General features: G+C 74.4%; 15 protein-coding genes. 9 read left to right on the top strand and 6 right to left on the bottom strand.

Features of this window, described 5'->3' with window-relative positions; genetic code table 11:
• Window positions 1-210 precede the first annotated feature (210 nt).
• Entirely contained in the window at window positions 211-1797 is a 1587-nt protein-coding gene (locus V6U88_RS06385; protein ID WP_334450697.1) for an amino acid permease, read from the top strand.
• A 21-nt stretch (window positions 1798-1818) separates the two neighbouring features.
• Here V6U88_RS06385 and V6U88_RS06380 read toward each other — a convergent pair whose 3' ends face one another.
• On the bottom strand, window positions 1819-2955 hold the full coding sequence (locus tag V6U88_RS06380; protein ID WP_334450696.1) for a PQQ-dependent sugar dehydrogenase: 1137 nt from the start codon (window positions 2953-2955) through the stop codon (window positions 1819-1821).
• 90 nt (window positions 2956-3045) lie between these two features.
• Between V6U88_RS06380 and V6U88_RS06375 the strand changes: the two genes are divergently transcribed.
• From V6U88_RS06375 to V6U88_RS06350, 6 genes are all read left to right on the top strand, one after another.
• Window positions 3046-4410 (top strand): glutamine synthetase family protein, encoded by a 1365-nt coding sequence (locus tag V6U88_RS06375; protein ID WP_334450694.1) that lies wholly within the window; start codon window positions 3046-3048, stop codon window positions 4408-4410.
• 99 nt (window positions 4411-4509) lie between these two features.
• The gene (locus tag V6U88_RS06370; RefSeq protein WP_334450692.1) at window positions 4510-5865 is read left to right on the top strand and encodes an aldehyde dehydrogenase family protein; all 1356 of its coding nucleotides are present in this window, start codon (window positions 4510-4512) and stop codon (window positions 5863-5865) included.
• A gap of 5 nt (window positions 5866-5870) precedes the next feature.
• The gene (locus tag V6U88_RS06365) at window positions 5871-6638 is read left to right on the top strand and encodes a 3-oxoacyl-ACP reductase (RefSeq protein ID WP_334450690.1); all 768 of its coding nucleotides are present in this window, start codon (window positions 5871-5873) and stop codon (window positions 6636-6638) included.
• A 115-nt stretch (window positions 6639-6753) separates the two neighbouring features.
• Window positions 6754-7446 carry a gamma-glutamyl-gamma-aminobutyrate hydrolase family protein gene (locus tag V6U88_RS06360; RefSeq protein WP_334450688.1) on the top strand — a complete coding sequence of 231 codons (693 nt, stop codon included), beginning with the start codon at window positions 6754-6756 and terminating at the stop codon, window positions 7444-7446.
• A 48-nt stretch (window positions 7447-7494) separates the two neighbouring features.
• On the top strand, window positions 7495-8046 hold the full coding sequence (locus V6U88_RS06355; RefSeq protein WP_334450687.1) for a pyridoxamine 5'-phosphate oxidase family protein: 552 nt from the start codon (window positions 7495-7497) through the stop codon (window positions 8044-8046).
• 176 nt (window positions 8047-8222) lie between these two features.
• Entirely contained in the window at window positions 8223-11894 is a 3672-nt protein-coding gene (locus V6U88_RS06350; protein ID WP_334450686.1) for a SpoIIE family protein phosphatase, read from the top strand.
• A gap of 28 nt (window positions 11895-11922) precedes the next feature.
• On the opposite strand, the gene V6U88_RS06345 is transcribed toward V6U88_RS06350, so the two are convergent.
• A complete protein-coding gene (locus V6U88_RS06345) occupies window positions 11923-12237 on the bottom strand; it encodes an STAS domain-containing protein (RefSeq protein WP_334450685.1) in 315 nt (104 codons plus the stop codon).
• Between the two features lie 95 nt (window positions 12238-12332).
• Between V6U88_RS06345 and map the strand changes: the two genes are divergently transcribed.
• Both map and V6U88_RS06335 read left to right on the top strand, forming a co-directional pair.
• Window positions 12333-13190 (top strand): type I methionyl aminopeptidase, encoded by an 858-nt coding sequence (gene map, locus V6U88_RS06340; RefSeq protein ID WP_334450684.1) that lies wholly within the window; start codon window positions 12333-12335, stop codon window positions 13188-13190.
• Window positions 13187-13903, top strand: a complete 717-nt coding sequence (locus tag V6U88_RS06335) for a VIT1/CCC1 transporter family protein (protein WP_334450683.1) — start codon at window positions 13187-13189, stop codon at window positions 13901-13903. The genes map and V6U88_RS06335 overlap by 4 nt, the downstream gene beginning before the upstream one ends.
• Window positions 13904-13969: 66 nt before the next feature.
• On the opposite strand, the gene V6U88_RS06330 is transcribed toward V6U88_RS06335, so the two are convergent.
• The 4 genes from V6U88_RS06330 to V6U88_RS06315 form a co-directional block, all read right to left on the bottom strand.
• The gene (locus V6U88_RS06330; protein WP_334450681.1) at window positions 13970-14707 is read right to left on the bottom strand and encodes a nucleotidyltransferase domain-containing protein; all 738 of its coding nucleotides are present in this window, start codon (window positions 14705-14707) and stop codon (window positions 13970-13972) included.
• An 88-nt stretch (window positions 14708-14795) separates the two neighbouring features.
• Window positions 14796-15287 (bottom strand): nitroreductase family deazaflavin-dependent oxidoreductase, encoded by a 492-nt coding sequence (locus tag V6U88_RS06325; protein WP_334450679.1) that lies wholly within the window; start codon window positions 15285-15287, stop codon window positions 14796-14798.
• A gap of 53 nt (window positions 15288-15340) precedes the next feature.
• Window positions 15341-18070, bottom strand: a complete 2730-nt coding sequence (locus tag V6U88_RS06320) for an FtsX-like permease family protein (protein WP_334450677.1) — start codon at window positions 18068-18070, stop codon at window positions 15341-15343.
• 11 nt (window positions 18071-18081) lie between these two features.
• The gene (locus tag V6U88_RS06315) at window positions 18082-18816 is read right to left on the bottom strand and encodes an ABC transporter ATP-binding protein (RefSeq protein ID WP_334450675.1); all 735 of its coding nucleotides are present in this window, start codon (window positions 18814-18816) and stop codon (window positions 18082-18084) included.
• Window positions 18817-18831: the final 15 nt, after the last annotated feature.

Raw genomic sequence — 18831 nt, 5'->3', positions numbered from 1 at the left:
GCGCCCCGCGCCGCCGCGGACCGGGCGTTGCCGAGCGCCCGGGGTAGGCCCGTCGCGATCGGGCCTGGTCACGGGCTCAAGCATGCCGCCAGGCCGCCCCGGTCGGCAACGCAATATGCGAGTTCCGGCCCCGCGACGTATTGACCGCCGTGATCCACGGGACGAGACTCGGGCGCACTCGTACCGGGGATCACCTCAGGGAGGTGCGCAGTGGCCACGACGCCCTCGCCGACCGCCGAGCAACCGATGGACGACGACGCCCGACGGCTCGCCGAACTCGGTTACCAGCAGGAGCTGCGCCGCAAGTGGAGCGGCTTCTCCAACTTCGCCATCTCGTTCTCGATCATCTCGATCCTGGCCGGCTGCTTCACCACCTTCGGCCAGGCGTGGAACAACGGCGGTCCGGTCGCCATCTCCTGGGGCTGGCCGCTGATCTCGCTGTTCATCCTGATCATCGGCTTCTGCCTGGCCGAGCTGGTCTCGGCGTACCCGACGGCGGGCGGCATCTACTGGTGGGCGGCGAAGATGGGCCGCCCGGTGCACGGCTGGTTCACCGGCTGGCTCAACCTGATCGGGCTGGTCGCGGTCACCGCCTCGGTGGACTACGGCTGCGCGACCTTCCTCAACCTGACCCTGTCGGCGCTCTTCGACGGCTGGGCCGGGACGCTGCGCCAGGCGTTCCTGCTCTTCGTGATCATCCTGGTGCTGCACGGGCTGATCAACATCTTCGGGCACCGGATCATCGACGTGCTGCAGAACGTCTCGGTCTGGTGGCACGTGGCCGGCGCGGCGGCCGTGGTGGCGATCCTGCTGCTGGTGCCGGACGACCACCAGAGCTTCCGGTTCGTCTTCACCGAGCGGTTCAACAACTCCGGCTTCGGCGACGGTGACACCGGCGGGCTGACTTTCTGGTTCTACGTGCTGCCGCTGGGCTTCCTGCTCACCCAGTACACGATCACCGGCTTCGACGCCTGCGCGCACGTCTCGGAGGAGACTCGGGGCGCGTCCCAGGCCGCCGCCAAGGGGCTCTGGCGGTCGATCTTCTACTCCGCAATCGGCGGCTGGATCCTGCTGCTGGCCTTCCTCTTCGCCGCCACCGACGTGGACGCGATCAACGAGGCCGGCGGATTCTCCGGGGCGATCTTCGAGACCGCGCTGACGCCGTTCTTCTTCAAGACCGTCATCATCATCTCCACCATCGGCCAGTTCTTCTGCGGGATGAGCTGCGTGACCTCGATGAGCCGGATGGCGTACGCGTTCAGCCGGGACCGCGCGGTGCCCGGCTGGCGGCTCTGGTCGAAGGTGGACCGCAACGGCACTCCCGCCAACGCGATCATCGGCGCCACCCTGGCCGGGCTGCTGCTCACCCTGCCCGCCCTCTACGAGAGCCCGTCCGGCATCCCGGTCGCCTTCTACGCCGTGGTGTCGGTGGCGGTGATCGGGCTCTACCTGTCGTTCGTCATCCCGATCGCGCTCCGGCTGCGGATGGGGGACCGGTTCCAGCCCGGTCCGTGGACGCTCGGCCCGAAGTACAAGCTCCTCGGCTGGATCGCGGTGATCGAGATCGCCGTCATCTCGGTCTACTTCGTGCTGCCGATCGTCCCCGCCGGGGTGCCCGGCAACGCCGACTTCAGCTGGTCGGCGGTGAACTACGCCCCGCTCGCCGTGGGCGGGGTGCTGCTGCTGGTCGGCGTCTGGTGGTACGCCTCGGCGCGGAAGTGGTTCACCGGTCCCCGCCGTACCGTCGAGGAGCCGGCACCGGCGACCGGGCCGGCGCCGGTCGACGAACCGGCCTGACCCGCCGCCTCCACCGCCGGTTCACGGTTGCCGGGGACCGGCGGTGGGCGGCGTGACTGCCGGGGGCTGCGGCGGGCCGGTCGTCACCCGGAGGATGCGGTCGTCGTCCGCGGCCGGCGTGCCGCGGCCGTCGCGGTTGCTGGTGGCCACCCAGAGCGAGCCGTCCGGGGCGCGCTCCACGGTCCGCAGCCGGCCGTAGACGCCGCGCAGTTCGGCGGTGGGGGTGCCGACCTCACCGGACACCCCGATTGGTACGGCCCAGAGCCGCGCCCCGCGCAGCGCGGCGACGAACAGGGTGCCCTCGGCGAAGGCGGCGCCGCTCGGTGACGCCTCCGCCGGGTTCCAGACGACGACCGGGTCGCGGAACCGGGGGTTGCCGCTCCTGCCCTCGACGACCGGCCAGCCGTAGTTGCCGCCCGGCACGATCAGGTTCACCTCGTCCCACGTGCTCTGGCCGAACTCGGTGGCGAAGAGCCGGCCCCGCGCGTCCCAGGCGAGACCCTGCACGTTGCGGTGGCCGTAGCTGTAGACCAGCGATCCGGCGAACGGGTTGTCCGCAGGCACGCGGCCGTCCGGCCGCATCCGCAGGATCTTGCCGTTCCGGCTGGCCAGGTTCTGTGCGTCGGCGGGCACGAGCGCGTCGCCGATGCCGGCGTAGAGCATGCCGTCGGGGCCGAACGCGATCCGCCCGCCGTCGTGGGCGGACGCTCGCCGTACCCCGCTGAGGATCACCTGCGGGAACTGCGGCAGATCGAGCCGAAACCGCACGATCCGGATGTCGGAGGCGGTGGTGAAGCAGACGTAGACCAGCCGGTCCCGGCGGAAGGTGGGGGAGACGGCCAGGCCGAGCAGTCCCGCCTCGCCGCCGGCGACCACCCCGGCGATCCGGGCGACCTGCCGCGGTGCCCGGCCCGGCCGGACCCGGACGACGGTGCCCCGGTCGCGCTGGGCGACCAGGGCGCTGCCGTCGGGCAGGAAGTCGAGCCCCCAGGGAACCTGCAGCCCGGTCGCGACGACCTGCGGGTGGGCGAAGTCGAACCCGCCGGAGCCGGACGGCGTGCCCGGCCCCGGCGGCGGCTGCCCGCCCGCCTGGGCGGTGGCGGTGCCCGACCCGAGGGCGAGGACGGTGAGGACGGCCAGCAGGACTCGACGACGCATCGGAACTCCTCCTGTGGATTGCCGCCGACGCCCCCGGGGCATTGACGGTGATCCGGCTTGCCAGTAGACCTTGGTGATGGAGACTCGCTGATGACCAGAACGCCGTTGACGCTGGAAGAGTTGCGGGTCGGCATCGCCGCCGGCGAGATCGACACCGTGGTGCTCGCCCTGGTCGACATGCAGGGCCGGTTGCAGGGCAAGCGGTTCCACGCCCCCTTCTTCCTCGACCAGGTGGTCGCGAACGGCAGCGAAGGCTGCAACTACCTGCTCGCCGTGGACGTCGACATGAACACCGTCGACGGGTACGCGATGTCGGGCTGGGAACGCGGCTACGGCGACTTCGCGATGGTCCCGGACTTCGCCACCCTGCGCCGGATGCCCTGGCAGCCGGGGAGCGCGCTGGTCATCGCCGACCTGGCCTGGCTGGACGGCGGCGGCCCGGTGGCCGCCTCGCCCCGGCAGATCCTGCGCCGCCAGCTCGACCGGCTGGCCGCCCACGGGCTGACCGCGTACGCCGGCACCGAGCTGGAGTTCGTGCTCTTCCGCGACTCGTACGAGGACGCCTGGCGGCGCGGCTACCGCGACCTGACCCCGGCCAACCAGTACAACGTGGACTACTCGCTGCTCGGTACCGCCCGGGTGGAGCCGCTGCTGCGCCGCATCCGCACCGAGATGGCCGGCGCCGGGCTGACCCCGGAGAGCGCCAAGGGGGAGTGCAACCTCGGCCAGCACGAGATCGCCTTCCGCTACGACGAGGCGGTGGCCTGCGCCGACCACCACGTCATCTACAAGAACGGGGCCAAGGAGATCGCCGCCCAGGAGGGCATGTCGATCACCTTCATGGCCAAGCCGAACGCCCGCGAGGGCAACTCCTGCCACATCCACTTCTCGCTGCGCGACGCCGACGGCCGCTCGGCGATGCTCGGCGACGGGCCCGCCCACCTGTCGGTGACCGGGCAGCGGGTGCTCGCCGGGCTGCTCGACACCATGCGCGAGCTGAGCGTCCTCTTCGCCCCCAACATCAACTCCTACAAGCGCTACCAGCCCGGCTCGTTCGCGCCGACCGCGCTGCGCTGGGGCACCGACAACCGCACCTGCGCGCTGCGCCTGGTCGGGCACGGGCAGGGCATGCGGGTGGAGAACCGGGTGCCCGGCGCGGACGTCAACCCGTACCTGGCGATCGCCGCGCTGGTGGCCGGGGCGGTGCACGGCATCGAACGGGAGCTGGAGCTGGGCGAGGAGTGCACCGGCAACGCCTACGACGACCGGGCCGCCGAGCGGGTCCCCGCCACCCTCCGCGACGCCCTCACCCTGTGGGAGTCCTCCGCCGTGGCGAAGGAGGCCTTCGGCGACGAGGTGGTCGCCCACTACGCCAACCAGGCGAAGGTCGAACTGGCCGCCTTCGACGCCGCCGTGACGGACTGGGAGCTGGTCCGTGGCTTCGAACGCCTCTGACGCCGCCCGCCGCACGCGCCCGACCGGCCGGCGCGCCACGGGCGCGACGCGCCGGGACGACAGCTGCGCAAGCACCGCGGAGAGGGCAGGGTGGGGCGGGTGACCGAGGTACGGAACCCGGCGACGGGACAGATCCTGCGAAAGGTGCCGGCCAGCTCGCCGTCGGAGGTCGACGCGGCGATCGAGCGGGCGGCACGGGCGTACGAGACGTGGCGGGGCGTGGCGCCGGGGGACCGGGCGCGGCTGCTGCGGCGGTTCGCCGCCGTGGTGGACGCGCACCTGGAGGAGCTGGCCCGGCTGGAGGTGCACAACGCCGGGCACACCATCGGCAACGCCCGCTGGGAGGCGGGCAACGTCCGGGACGTGCTCGACTACTACGCCGGCGCCCCGGAGCGGTTGACCGGCCGGCAGATCCCCGTGCCGGGCGGGTGGGACGTCACCTTCCACGAGCCGCTCGGCGTGGTCGGGGTGATCGTGCCGTGGAACTTCCCGATGCCGATCGCCGCCTGGGGTTTCGCCCCGGCGCTCGCCGCCGGCAACACCGTGGTGCTCAAGCCCGCCGAACTGACCCCGCTGACCGCGCTGCGGCTGGGCGAGCTGGCGGTCGAGGCGGGCCTGCCGGAGGGGGTGTTCACCGTGCTGCCGGGGCAGGGCGGCGTGGTGGGGGAGCGGTTCGTCACCCACCCGGCCGTGCGCAAGGTCTGCTTCACCGGCTCCACCGAGGTCGGCACCCGGATCATGGCCGGCTGCGCCGGGCAGGTGAAGCGGGTGACCCTGGAGCTGGGCGGCAAGAGCGCCAACCTGGTCTTCGCCGACGCGGACCTGGCGAAGGCGGCGGCCACCGCCCCGTACGCGGTCTTCGACAACGCCGGCCAGGACTGCTGCGCCCGCTCCCGGATCCTGGTCCAGCGATCGGTGTACGACCGCTTCCTCGAACTGCTCGAACCGGCCGTGCGCGCCTTCCGGGTGGCGGACCCGGCCGCCGAGTCGACCGAGATGGGCCCGCTGATCTCGGCCGCGCACCGCGACCGGGTCGCCGGGTACGTCGACGGCGCGAAGGTCGCCTTCACCGGCACGTGCCCCGACGGCCCCGGCTTCTGGCACGCCCCGACCGTGCTGCTCGCCGAGTCGCCGGCTGAGCGGCACTGGCGGGAGGAGGTTTTCGGGCCGGTGGTGTCGGTGCTCCCGTTCGACGACGAGGCGGACGCGGTCCGGCTCGCCAACGACACCGAGTACGGCCTCTCCGGCTCGGTCTGGACCCGCGACGTCGGCCGCGCGCTGCGGGTGGCCCGCGCGGTCGAGGCGGGCAACCTGAGCGTCAACTCGCACTCCTCGGTGCGGTACTGGACCCCGTTCGGCGGGATGAAGCGCTCCGGGCTCGGCCGTGAGCTGGGCCCCGACGCGCTGCACGCCTTCACCGACGTCAAGAACGTGTTCATCAGCACAGAGGAGTGACCAGCGTGCAGGGACGACTTCAGGACCGGGTGGCCGTGGTGACCGGGGCGGGCAGCGGGATCGGGCTGGCCACCGTGCGGCGCTTCGCCGCCGAGGGGGCGCGGGTGGTCTGCGCCGACATCGATCCCGAGGCCGGCAAGCGGGCGGCCGACGAGGTCGGCGGCGAGTTCGTCGCCTGCGACGTGGCCGACGAGGCGTCCGTCCGGGAACTCTTCGACGGCGTGGTGCAGCGGCACGGCCGGGTGGACGTGGCCTTCAACAACGCGGGCATCTCCCCGCCCGACGACGACTCCATCCTGGAGACCGGCCTGGACGCCTGGGAGCGGGTGCTGCGGGTCAACACCACCAGCGTCTACCTCTGCTGCAAGTACGTCATCCCGCACATGCGCCGGCAGGGCAAGGGCTCGATCATCAACACCGCCTCCTTCGTCGCGCTGATGGGAGCGGCCACCTCGCAGATCGCGTACACGGCGAGCAAGGGCGGGGTGCTGGCGATGACCCGGGAGCTGGGGGTGCAGTTCGCCCGGGAGGGGATCCGGGTCAACGCGCTCTGCCCCGGCCCGGTCGCCACCCCGCTGCTGCTGGAGCTCTTCGCCGCCGACCCGGAGCGGGCCGCCCGCCGGCTGGTGCACGTGCCGATGGGACGGTTCGGCGCCCCGGAGGAGATCGCCGCCGCGGTCGCCTTCCTGGCCAGCGACGACGCGTCCTTCATGACGGCGGCGCAGTTCGTGGTGGACGGCGGCATCACCGGCGCGTACGTCACCCCACTGTGAGCGCGAGGAGTGAGCCGGGGCCTGCGAGCCCCGCAGTCGCGAACGGAGACGGCACGGTGAGCGCGAGGAGCGAGCCGGTCCTGCGAGCCCCGCAGTCGCGAACGGTGCCGGCCCGGTGAGCCGCCCGCTGATCGGGATCAGCGCGTACGTGGAGCCCGCCGGCTGGGCGGTGTGGCGGGACGTGCCGGCGACGCTGGTGCCGCAGGCGTACGTCCGGGCGGTGGGCGCGGCCGGCGGCCGGGCCGTGGTGCTGCCCCCGGACGACGTGGACGCCGACGTGGTCGGGGTGCTCGACGGGCTGGTGCTGGCCGGTGGGGCCGACGTGGGCCCGGAGCGGTACGGCCGGCCGCCCGACCCGCGTACCGAGCCCCGGCCGGACCGGGACGCCGGCGAGCTGGCGCTGCTCGCCGGGGCGCTCGCCGCCGACCTGCCGGTGCTGGGCATCTGCCGGGGCATGCAGCTGCTGGCGGTCGCGCACGGCGGGGCGCTGCACCAGCACCTGCCGGACCTGGTCGGCCACGACCGGCACCGCCCGGCCCCGGGCCGGTACGGCGCGCACCCGGTCCGGTTCGCGCCCGGCAGCCTGGCGGGGACGGTGATGGCCGGGGTGGACCGGGTCAACTCCTACCACCACCAGGGGGTCGCCGACCCGGGGCGGCTGGTCGCCACCGGCTGGGCCGACGACGGGGTCGTCGAGGCGATCGAGGATCCGCGGCGGCGGTTCCTGCTCGGCGTGCAGTGGCACCCGGAGAACGAGGCCGACCCCCGCCCGATCACTGCCCTGGTCCGGGCCGCCCGGTCCACCTGACGGGAACGGGCATCCCATCCTTCGGCCACCGGTGCGAGGATGGCCGGCATGGGGAAGGTGTATCCGGAGATCGGCGGGCGGCTGCGGGACTTCATCGAGGCGCAGCCGGTCTTCTTCGTGGCCTCCGCCCCGTCCGGCCCCGACGGGCACGTCAACGTCTCCCCCAAGGGGATGCGCGGCACCTTCCTCGTCGTCGATCCGCTGACCGTGGCCTGGCTGGACTACCACGGCAGCGGCGCGGAGACCCTGGCGCACCTGCGGGAGAACGGGCGGATCACCGTCATGTTCTGCGCCTTCACCGGCCCACCCAAGATCCTCCGCCTGCACGGGCGCGGCGTCGCCACCCCGCTCACCGATCCGGGCTTCGCGCCGCTGCTCGCCGGCTTTCCGGACCCGCCCGACCCGCACGCCGTCCGGAGTGTGGTCACCGTCACCGTCGAGCGGGTCAGCGACTCCTGCGGATACGGGGTGCCGCTGATGGACTACCGCGGCGAGCGCGACCTGCTGATCGAGTGGGGCTCCCACCGCACCGTGGAGGACCTGGCGGCCTACCGGAGCAGGAAGAACGCCGCCAGCATCGACGGCCTGCCGATCTTCTGACGGCTCGCCCCGACCCGCCGTCGAGCGGTGTCCGGCCGGTGGCGGCAGGATGAGACCCACGTAACCAGCGTCGGCGAGTGTCCATGCGTTACGTTGCTGGTCCGTCTGGGTAGAAGGCGGGGCGCGGCCGGTGAACGCCGAGGCGTCACGAGGGCACGGCCGGAGCGGGAGGGTGCATGAGCTCGGCCCAGGTGGGCGAGGGCGAGCGGAACTCGTCGGGCTGGCGGCCCGGCGACGGCTGCCTCCCTCCGCAGCTCGCCGAGGCGTTCGCCGCGGGGGGCGAGATGGGCCGAAGGCTGGCCGGGTACGACTGGTCCCGCACCCCGCTCGGCACCCCCGACAGCTGGCCGCCGGCGCTGTGCCACGCGGTCAGCATGATGCTCGCCTCCCGCGCCCAGATCGCGATGTTCTGGGGCCCGGACCACCGGACCTTCTACAACGACGCCTACCTGCCCACCATCGGCACCAAGCACCCGGGCGTCATCGGGCAGCCGGCGAGCGAGCACTGGGTGGAGACCTGGGACGTGCTCGGCCCGGTGCTGGACGGCGTGCTGCGCACCGGCGAGCCGTACCACGGCAAGGACCACCCGTTCGTCATCGACCGGCAGGGCTTCGTCGAGCAGGTCTACTTCGACGTCTCGTACGACCCGATCCGGGAGGCCGACGGTCGGGTCAACGGCGTCTTCTGCTTCGTCAACGAGACCACCGGCCGGGTGCTCGGCGAGCGCCGGCTACGGGTGCTGGCCGAGCTGGGCTCCCGGCTCGGCGAGGCGCGCAGCGTGCCGGAGGTGGGCCGGATCGCCGCCGAGGTGCTCGACGGGTACCGCGCCGACATCCCCTTCGCCCGGATCCGGCTCTACGACGACACCGGGCAGCTCGCCCTCGCCGGGTGCAGCGGCAGCGATGCGGCGAGCGTCCCCGCCGAGCCGTCGCCGGTGCTGCTCGGGTTCGCCGAGGATGGCGTCGCCGCCGAGATCGACGTGGCCGACCTGCTCGGCGTGGTGCCGCCCGAGGCCGCCGACCGGGCCCTGGTGCTGCCGCTGACCGCCACCAACGAGCCGGCCGGGGTGCTGGTCGTCGGGGTCTCCCGGCAGCTCTTCCTCGGCGACGAGTACCGCGACTTCTTCGACCTGGTCGCCGCGCAGATCTCCCGCGCCGTCGGGCAGCAGCGGGCGTACGAGCAGGAGCGGGCCCGCGCCGCCGAGCTGGCCGCGCTGGACCGGGCCAAGACGAACTTCTTCGCCAACGTCAGCCACGAGTTCCGCACCCCGCTGACGCTGGTCCTCGGGCCGCTGGAGGACATGCTCGCCGACCCGACGCTCCCTCCGGCGTACACCGACCGGCTGACCGTGATGCACCGCAACGCGCTGCGCCTGCTCAAGCTGGTCAACACCGTGCTCGACTTCTCCCGGCTGGAGTCCGGCCGGCTGGCCGCCCACTACCAGCCCACCGACCTGGCCGACTACACCTCCCGGCTGGCCAGCACCTTCCGCTCCGCCACCGCGCGGGCCGGGCTGCGCCTGGTGGTCGACTGTCCACCGCTGCCCGGGCCGGTCTTCGTCGACCGCGACATGTGGGAGAAGATCGTCCTCAACCTGCTGTCGAACGCGCTGAAGTTCACCTTCGACGGCGAGATCCGGGTGCGGATCCGCGCGGTCGACGGCGCCGCCCGGCTGGAGGTCAGCGACACCGGTGTCGGCATCGTCGCCGCGGAGCTGCCGCACGTCTTCGAGCGGTTCCACCGGGTGCCGGGGGTGCGCTCGCGCACCCACGAGGGCACCGGGATCGGCCTGGCGCTGGTCCGCGAGCTGGTCGAGATGCACGGCGGCACGGTGGTGGTCGGCAGCCGCCTGGACGAGGGCAGCACCTTCACGGTGACCGTCCCGTTCGGCTCCGGGCACCTGCCCGCCGACCGGGTGACCAGCGGCGCGCCGGCCCCACTGGCCGAGCCGCAGCAGGCCGCGCTCTACGTCGCGGAGACCGCCATCTGGAGCGACGACGGCGACGTCGCGTTCCCGCCGAACCCGGCCGCCCGGGCGGTGGGCGGGCGGGCTGGCCGGATCCTGCTCGCCGACGACAACGCCGACCTGCGCGAACACGTCACCCGGCTGCTCGGCCCGTCGTACGAGGTGGTGGCGGTGCCGGACGGCGTGGCGGCGCTCGAACAGGCCGTGGACGGCTCCTTCGACCTGGTGCTGTCCGACGTCATGATGCCCCGGCTGGACGGCTTCGGCCTGGTCAGGGCGCTGCGGGCGAACCCGGGGACCCGGCACGTGCCGATCGTGCTGCTCTCCGCCCGGGCCGGCTCCGCCGAGGCGGTCGCCGGGCTCTCCGTCGGCGCCGACGACTACCTGACCAAGCCCTTCTCCGGGCAGGAGCTGACCGCCCGGGTGCGCGCCAACGTCGAGCTGGGCCAGCTGCGCGGGCAGATCATCCGCCGGCTCCGGGCGCTGGCCGACGCGGCGGTGGCCGTCAACACCGCCCGCTCCACCGGCGACGTGGTGCAGGTGGCCGCCCGGCACGCGCTCGGACTCGCGGAGGCGGCCCGGGTGCTCGTCACCACCACCGGCGCCCGCTTCGAGGTCGACGGCGGCGGGGACGTCCCGGCCGAGCCGTCGCACGTGCTGCCGCTGACCGGCACCACCGGCGCGCAGCTGGGCGAGCTGCGGGTGTGGCACCGCGACGGCGACGGCACCGAGCAGGCCGCGCTCACCGAACTGGCCCGCCTGGTCGGGGTACGCCTGGAGAACGCCCAGCTCTACGAGGCCGAGCACCGCATCGCCACCACCCTGCAGCACAGCCTGCTGCCGCGGACGCTGCCCCAGCTGCCCGGCGCGGTGGTGGCCAGCCGCTACCTGCCCGGCAGCGCCGACGTGGAGGTCGGCGGCGACTGGTACGACGTGATCGGGATCGCCGACGACGAGGTGGTGCTGGTCATCGGCGACGTGGTCGGCAAGGGCGTCCAGGCTGCCGCGGCGATGGGCCAGCTGCGCAACGGGCTGCGGGCGTACCTGCTGGAGGGGTACGACCCCGGGCAGTCGCTGACCCGGTTGAACCGGCTGGTCGGCTCGACCGAGCGCCAGTCGTTCGCGACCGTGGTGTGCCTCTGGTTCGCCCCGCGCACCGGCCGGCTGCGGTACGCCAGCGCCGGCCATCCGTCCCCCCTGCTGATCCGAGGAGACGACGTGGCCTTCCTGCACGAGGGGGCGCTGGGTCCGCCCATCGGCGCCATCGCCGGCACCACCTACCGGACCGTCGAGGGCGAACTCGCCCCCGGCGGCCGGCTGCTGCTCTACACCGACGGGCTGATCGAGGACCGGCAGGTGAACATCGACGAGGCGCTGGCCCAGCTCCGTCGGGACGCCGCCGTCCGGGGCGAACACGTCACCGACCTGGTGGACGCCGTGGTGGAGCGGGTCGCCGAGCGGACCCGGCGCGACGACGTCGCGGTGCTCGCGCTGGAGGCCGCCGAACTCGACCGGTTCACGCTGCGGCTACCGGCCGACCCCACCCGGCTCAGCGTGCTGCGCAAGCGGCTGGAGGACTTCCTGCTCGCCCACCGGGTCGGCGAGACGGACCTGTTCGACCTGACCGTGGCGGTCTCCGAGGCCGCCGCGAACGCGATCGAGCATCCGGTGGCGCCCACCGACGCGACGATCGACGTCGAGGTGACCATGGCCGACCGGACGGTGGTGGCCACCGTGCGCGACAGCGGCCAGTGGCGCGAGTCGACGGGAGCGGGCTTCCGCGGCCGGGGGCTGGCGCTGATCCAGGCGCTGGGCGAGCTGTCGGTGCGCCGTACCCCGGACGGGACGGAAGTGCGGCTGACCCGGCGGCTGCGCGACTGAGGCCGGCCCCCGCGCACCCGGCGCGGCGTCACTCCCGGCGCAGCCAGTTCTGCTCGCCGAGACCGGAGATCTCCAGCACCCGGGCGACCTGCCGCGACGGCAGCACGGCCAGCCGGTCGGGGACGCGCTGGGCGAGCTGCACGACGGCATGGATGGCGGCCGAGTCGAAGAACGTCACCGCCCGCAGGTCCAGCGTGACCCGCGCGGCGGGCTCCCGCAGGGCGGTCTGGAGCATGGTGTCGGCGGTCGCCATGTCCACCTCGCCGGTCACCACGACGTGGAGGTGATCTCCGTCGAGTTCCGCGCTCGCGGAGAACACGGGAGGTGCGCCCCCTTGATCCACGCAGCCACAATGGCACAGCCGTATGCGCACGGCAACAACCGTCACGGCCGGGCCGTGGCCGGGGTCACGACGGGGCTCGGCGATAGGCTGTCGCCATGACCGTCCGTGCGCCGCTGACCCCAGGCACGCTCTCCCCGTGGCGAGCGGTTCCTGGCCACATCGTCCGTCCGGAGTACGTGGGCAAGAAGCGTCCGCAGCAGTGGCGTGGCTCGCACGTGCAGACCCCGGAGACCATCGAGAAGATGCGGGTCGCCGGCCGGCTCGCCGCCCAGGCGACCCAGCTCGCCGGCGAGCACTGCAAGCCCGGGGTGACCACCGACGAGATCGACCGGGTGGTGCACGAGTTCCTGGTCGACCACGGGGCCTACCCGTCGACCCTGGGCTACAAGGGCTTCCCGAAGTCCTGCTGCACCAGCCTCAACGAGGTGATCTGCCACGGCATCCCCGACTCGACGGTGCTCCAGGACGGCGACATCATCAACGTCGACGTCACGGCGTACCTCGACGGGGTGCACGGCGACACCGACGCGACCTTCTGCGTCGGGGAGGTCAGCGAGGAGGCCCGGCTGCTGGTCGAGCGCACCCACGAGGCGATGATGCGCGGCATCAAGGCGGTCCGGCCGGGCCGGCAGATCAACGTGATCGGCCGGGTCATCGAGTCGTACGCCAAGCGGTTCGGCTACGGGGTGGTGCGCGACTTCACCGGGCACGGCATCGGTGAGGCGTTCCACAGCGGCCTCTACGTGCCGCACTACGACAGCCCGCGCCCCACCGACATCATGGAACCGGGGATGACCTTCACCGTCGAGCCGATGATCACCCTCGGCACCTACCAGTACGACATGTGGGACGACGGCTGGACGGTGGTCACCAAGGACCGCAAGTGGACCGCCCAGTTCGAGCACACCATCGTCGTCACCGACGACGGCTACGAGATCCTCACCCTGCCGTGACCGAGACTCCGGCGGCGCTGCGCGAGGCGCACCACGCGGACGTCTCGGGCGGCTGGCTGCGGCCGGCCGTCTTCGGCGCGATGGACGGGCTGGTCACCAACATCGCCCTGATCGCGGGCGTCGGCGGGGGTGGCGTCTCGCCGCGCAGCATCGTGCTCACCGGCGCGGCCGGCCTGGTCGCCGGCGCGATCTCGATGGGGCTGGGGGAGTACACCAGCGTCCGCTCGGCCAACGAGCAGGTCGCCGCCGAGGTCGCCAAGGAACGGCGCGAGCTGGAGCGGCACCCGGAGGCGGAGGCCCGCGAACTGGCCGACGCGTGGGTCGCCCGGGGACTGCCCCGCGACCTCGCCACGCAGGTCGCCGAGGCGGTCCGGCGCAACCCGGAGGAGGCGCTGCGGGTGCACGTCCGCGAGGAGCTGGGCGTCGACCCCGACGAACAGCCCAGCCCCTGGTCGGCGGCGATCTCGTCGTTCCTCTGCTTCTCCGTCGGGGCGCTGGTCCCGCTGCTGACCTACCTGCTCGGCTTCACCAGCCTCTGGCTGGCGCTCGGCGTCGGCGGGGTCGGGCTCTTCGTGGCCGGGGCGCTCGTCGCCCGCTTCACCAACCGCCCCTGGTGGACCAGCGGCCTGCGCCAGCTGCTGCTCGGCGCCGCCGCCGCCGGCGCCACGTATCTCGTCGGGGCCCTCATCGGCATCCAAGGCAACATCGTCTGACCCCCTCTGGGGCCCGCACCGCGCGCACTTTCCGAAGCCACTCTCAGAGGCGGCACGGGGTGGGGGTCAGGGGGTGAGGAGGTCGTCGACGGTGCCGTCGACGGGGCGGCCTCGGGCGGCGAGTTCGTCGGCCTGGCGGGCGAGCACGCTGCCGATCTCGGTCATGTCGGCGCCGGCCAGCCCGGTGCGGCGTACCGCGTCACCCGGGTCGCGGAAGTAGGTGCGGGTGAGCAGGCCGGTCACCGTGGCCGCGGCCAGCCGCGCCTCACCGAGCATCAGCAGCGCCTGGTCGGTCTCGTACCACTCGGCGAGCCGGGCCGCCCGGGCGTGCGCCGCGCAGCCCCGGTACCAGGCCTGCCGGGCGGCGGTGCTGAACTCCGCCGGCCGGGCCCGGGCCAGCCGGCCCAGGTGCTCGTCGCGCAGCGTGCGCAGCCAGCCGGTCGGGTCGTACAGCGCGGTGGTGGTGACGTACCGGTCGGCGGTCAACGGCCAGAGCGCGGTCAGCGCGCGGGCCTGCCGCAGGTACTCCTCCGCGCCGGCCACGGTGAGGTCGACCAGCACGCCGTCCACCCGCCGGGTCGACGGCTCCGGGCCGACCCCGGGCCGGTAGGTGGCGAGCAGCAGGCCGACCTCGCGGTCCCCGCCGCCGTCGTCGTCGCCGTGCGCGAGCGGGCCGTGCACCGCCACGGCGAGGATGTCCGCCGGGAACCGCCGCCGGGCCGCCTCGGCCACCCGTTCGGCGACCCTCCACCGTGGATCGTCCAGGTGCTCCTCGGTGCCGATCTCGGTACTGCTGACGCCCACCGGGTACCACCTCCGTCACGGTCCGCGCACCGTCGGTACACCGCACCCTAGTCAGCACCGGCCGCCGCGTCGGGCCGCCGCGCCCGGGTCAGGCCGGGGCGTCGCCGACCGGTCCGCCGGTCGGCACCAGCCGGAAGATGCGGATCTCCCGGTCGCCGGCCCGCTCGACGTACGTCCGGTACGCGGGCCACTCGGTGACCAGCAGCCGCCACAGCCGGTCCCGTTCGGCCCCGGTGGCCACCTCCGCGCGGACCGCCATCCGGCGTCCCTTCACGTCCACCTCGGCGGCCGGGTCGGCGAGCAGGTTCATCGCCCAGCCCGGCTGGTGCTGCTGCCCCCAGTTCGACCCGATCACCACGTACGCGTCGCCGTCCGGCACGTACAGCAGGGGGTTGCTGCGGGGCTTGCCGGAGCGGCGGCCGGTGGTGGTGATGACCAGCGAGGGGATCAGCCCGAGCGCGACCACCCGGCCGCGGGTGAGCCGCCCGACCATCCGGTCGGCGGGGACGAGCAGGCGCATGGTGGCCCCGAACCACGCGTGGTGACCGAGTCGGCGAGTGAGGGTTCCCAGAACGGACACGCCGCCAGTCTGCCGGGTCGGCGGGTCCGGCGACACCCCCGGGACGGTCGCGCTCAGTCCAGCCGTCGCTCCACCGCCAGCCGGGACCGGGTGAGCAGGCCCGCGCCGAGCATCGCCACCAGCGGCACCACCACCAGCACCCCGAGGGTCAGCCAGGGCACCACGATCGGGTACGAGGGCTCCACCGGCCAGGCATCGGCGTACTGGCGGTTGACCGAGGTCAGGATGATCACCGCCGAGCCGAGACCGGCGACGATGCCCAGCACCGAGCCGAGACCGGCGATCAACCCGGCCTGGCAGAGCGAGAGCACCCGGCGGAGCCCGGGACTGGCGCCGACGGCGGCGAGGGTGGACAGGTCCCGGCGGCCCTCCGCGGCGGCGAGTCCGGTGGCCACCCCGGCCGCGCCCAGGGTGATCACGCCGGAGCCGAGCGCCAGCAGAAGCAGCAGCGGCCGCTGGTCCGACGCTGGCGGTCCCGGCTCCACCTCGACCAGCACCGGTACCAGCGACCGCAGTTCGGCAGCGAGGCGCCGCTGCTGAGCGGCGCTCGGCGCGTCGTCGGTCGCCACCGCCCAGCCCAGGTGTTCGACGGCCAGGCCGAGCCGCGTCGCCGCCGGCGCGGAGAGCACCAGCCGGTCGACCGGCAGGCCGCCGCGCAGCACGTACCCGGGGACGGTCGCGGTGGTGGTCACCGGCGGATCGGGACCCTCGGTGGTCCGGTCGACCGTCAGGGCGACCGTGCCGTCGACCAGGTAGCGCGGATCGGTCACCACCGCGCCGCCGGCCCGCAGCACGGCCGTCGCCCGGGCCACCTCGTCCGGCGGGGCGTCGGTGAGGGCCGGCAGGGCCGTCCCGTCGTCCACCACCACCGGCAGGTACATCCCCTCGGGGCTCTGCGTCGGCCGCTCGCAGCGGGGGTCGGCCAGGGCGCGCCGCCGGATTGCGGCCGACCGGAACGCCTCCGCCTCGAACGGGCAGGCCCGCTCGGGCGGCAGCATCGCGGCGACGGCGCAGTAGTCCTCGACGGGCCCGGTCGCTGCGCAGATCGGCACGTCGAGCGGGGCGACCGAGTCGGCGGCCAGCACGGCCCGGACCCGGTCGGCGACCGCGGGCACCGGGGGCAGGGCCGCCCCGTCCGGCGGTGCGGACCGCAGCAGCAGCACGTGGCCGGGCGGCACGCCGGGCTGCCAGCCGGCGCGGGTACGCGCGTCGTCGCTGGCGACATAGACGCCGAGGGCGACGCTGCCGGCGACCGCCGCCATCACCGCGGAGATGGCCGGACCCGTCGAGGAGCGGTTGCGGCTGGCGTCGCGCAGCGCGATCCGGGGGGCCGGCGGCAGCGCCGGGCCGGCCCGGGCGAGCAGCCCGATCAGGGTGGGCGTGGCGAAGACCAGCCCCAGCTCGCCGAGGATCAGCCCGGTGAGGATCACCGTCGGGCCGGCGCGCTGCGCCCCGAACGCGGCGATCGCCGACCCGAGGACGGTCAGCGCCACGCCGAGGACGAGCCAGCGGCGGCGGTGCGGCGGCACGGTGCGTCGCCCGGCCAGCCCCGCCACCACGTCCTGCCGGGCCGCCGCCCAGGCCGGGGCGAGCGCGGCCAGCACCCCGGCCAGCACCGCGACCGCCGCGATCAGGGCCAGCGCCGCGGGGAAGACCCGGTATCCGCCGCCGCGGGCACCGAAGAGGTACTGCTCGACCAGCGGCCGACCGGCGAACGCGGCGGCGACGCCGAGCAGCAGCCCGAGGGCCGCGCCGCCGACGCCCAGCACCACGCCGTCGGCGAGCACGATCCGGCGCAGGTGGACGGCGTCGCCGCCGGCGACCGCGACCAGGGCGAGGTCCCGGCGCCGCCGGCGTACGCCGACCGCGAACGCCGGCCCGACCAGCAGCACCACCTCCAGCAGGCCGAGCCCGCCGACCAGCACCACCGTGCCGGTCTCCTCGGCGTCCCCGGCGACCGGGGTACGGCTGAGGTCGGCCTCGACGAGGGTCGCGCCGGGGACCGGCGTCCGCGCGGTGAGCGTGATCCCGCGCGCGTTGAGCCGGTCGGTCAGCGCCGCGTCCACCGGCCCCGGCAGGTCGACCAGCCAGGACTCCTCCGCCGCGCTCGCCGGCGGGGGCACCGCCTGCGGGTGCAGCGCGACCGCCTCGGTCAGGTCGTCGGGGAACTCCACCACGCCGACCACCGTGTAGCCACGGGAACCGTCGGCGAGGGTGACCCGCCCGCCCACCTCGACCCCGAGTCGGCGCAGCGCCCGGGGGCTGACCGCGATCTCGTCCGGGCCGGTGGGCGCCCGGCCGGCGCGCAACCGGGCCGTCGAGCCGGCGAGCGGGTCGGCCAGGTCGAGCGACCGGCCGTTGAAGGCGACGAGGTCGTCGTCGACCCGCGCCTCGAACGGCACCCACCAGCGCACCCGGGCGACCCGGCTGCCGGGCGGCAGCAGCGCGACGACCTCCTCGGCGGTGACCCGGCCGCTGCGTGGCGGGTCGTCCCCCAGCGGGTGGGGGCTCTCGCCCCACGGGTCCTGGGTCACCGCGCCGTCGGCGATCCAGCGCAGCTCGACGTCGGCGGCGCCGAGCCGCTGCGCCGCGCGTTCGCTGCGGGTGAGCGCGGACATGTCGTAGCTGACCGCCACGAAGGTCAGCGCCAGCACCGGCAGGGTGATCATCGCCAGCACCAGCGCGGTACGCCGGCGCGCCCGGCCCGCCTCCCGCCGGGCGATCCGCAGCGCGGCCCGCCACGACCCGACCGCCCCGGCGATCCGCCCGCCGCCACGCCGCACCGGCGGCCGCCTCACCGACCGCTGCCGGAGAGCAGCTGCTCGACGCCGCCCAGCGGGGCGGTCGAGTCCACCATCACCCCGTCGCGCAGGAAGACCACCCGGTCGGCCCAGCCGGCGTGCCGGGCCTCGTGGGTGACCAGTATGCCGGCGGCCCCCGCGTCGACCCGGCGGCGCAGCAGGTGCAGCACCGCCTCCCCGGTCTGCGAGTCCAGCGCCCCGGTCGGCTCGTCGGCCAGCACCAACCGCCGCTCGCCCACCAGCGCCCGGGCGATCGCCACCCGCTGCTGCTGACCACCGGACATCTGGTCGGGAAAGCGCCCGCCGAGCCCGGTCAGCCCCACCTCGTCCAGCGCGGCCAGCGCCGCCCGGCGCGCCGCCCGTACGCTTACCCCGTCGAGTTCCAGGGGGAGCGCGACGTTCTCCGCCGCGGTGAGGCTGCCCAGCAGGTTGAGGTCCTGGAAGACGTAGCCGATCCGGCGGCGGCGCAGCCGGGCCAGCGCGCGACGGTCGAGCGCACCCAGCGACTGTCCCTCGACCCGTACCTCACCGGCGGTGGGGCGGTCCAGGCCGCCGGCCAGGGTCAGCAGGGTGGACTTGCCGGAGCCGGAGGGGCCCATCACGGCGACCAGCTCGCCGGGGTGGACGGTCAGGCTCACCCCGCGCAGCGCGTGCACGGCGGCCTCGCCGCCGCCGTGGGTGCGGTGCACCTCGCGCAGGTCGAGCAGCGGCTCGCCGGCCGCGCTCACCGCACGCCCACCCGG

The organism is Micromonospora sp. CPCC 205739 (genome assembly GCF_036906795.1).
GTDB lineage: Bacteria > Actinomycetota > Actinomycetes > Mycobacteriales > Micromonosporaceae > Micromonospora.
The sequence above is the reverse complement of the archived record's forward strand: the minus strand, read 5'-3'. Positions and strand labels throughout refer to the sequence as shown.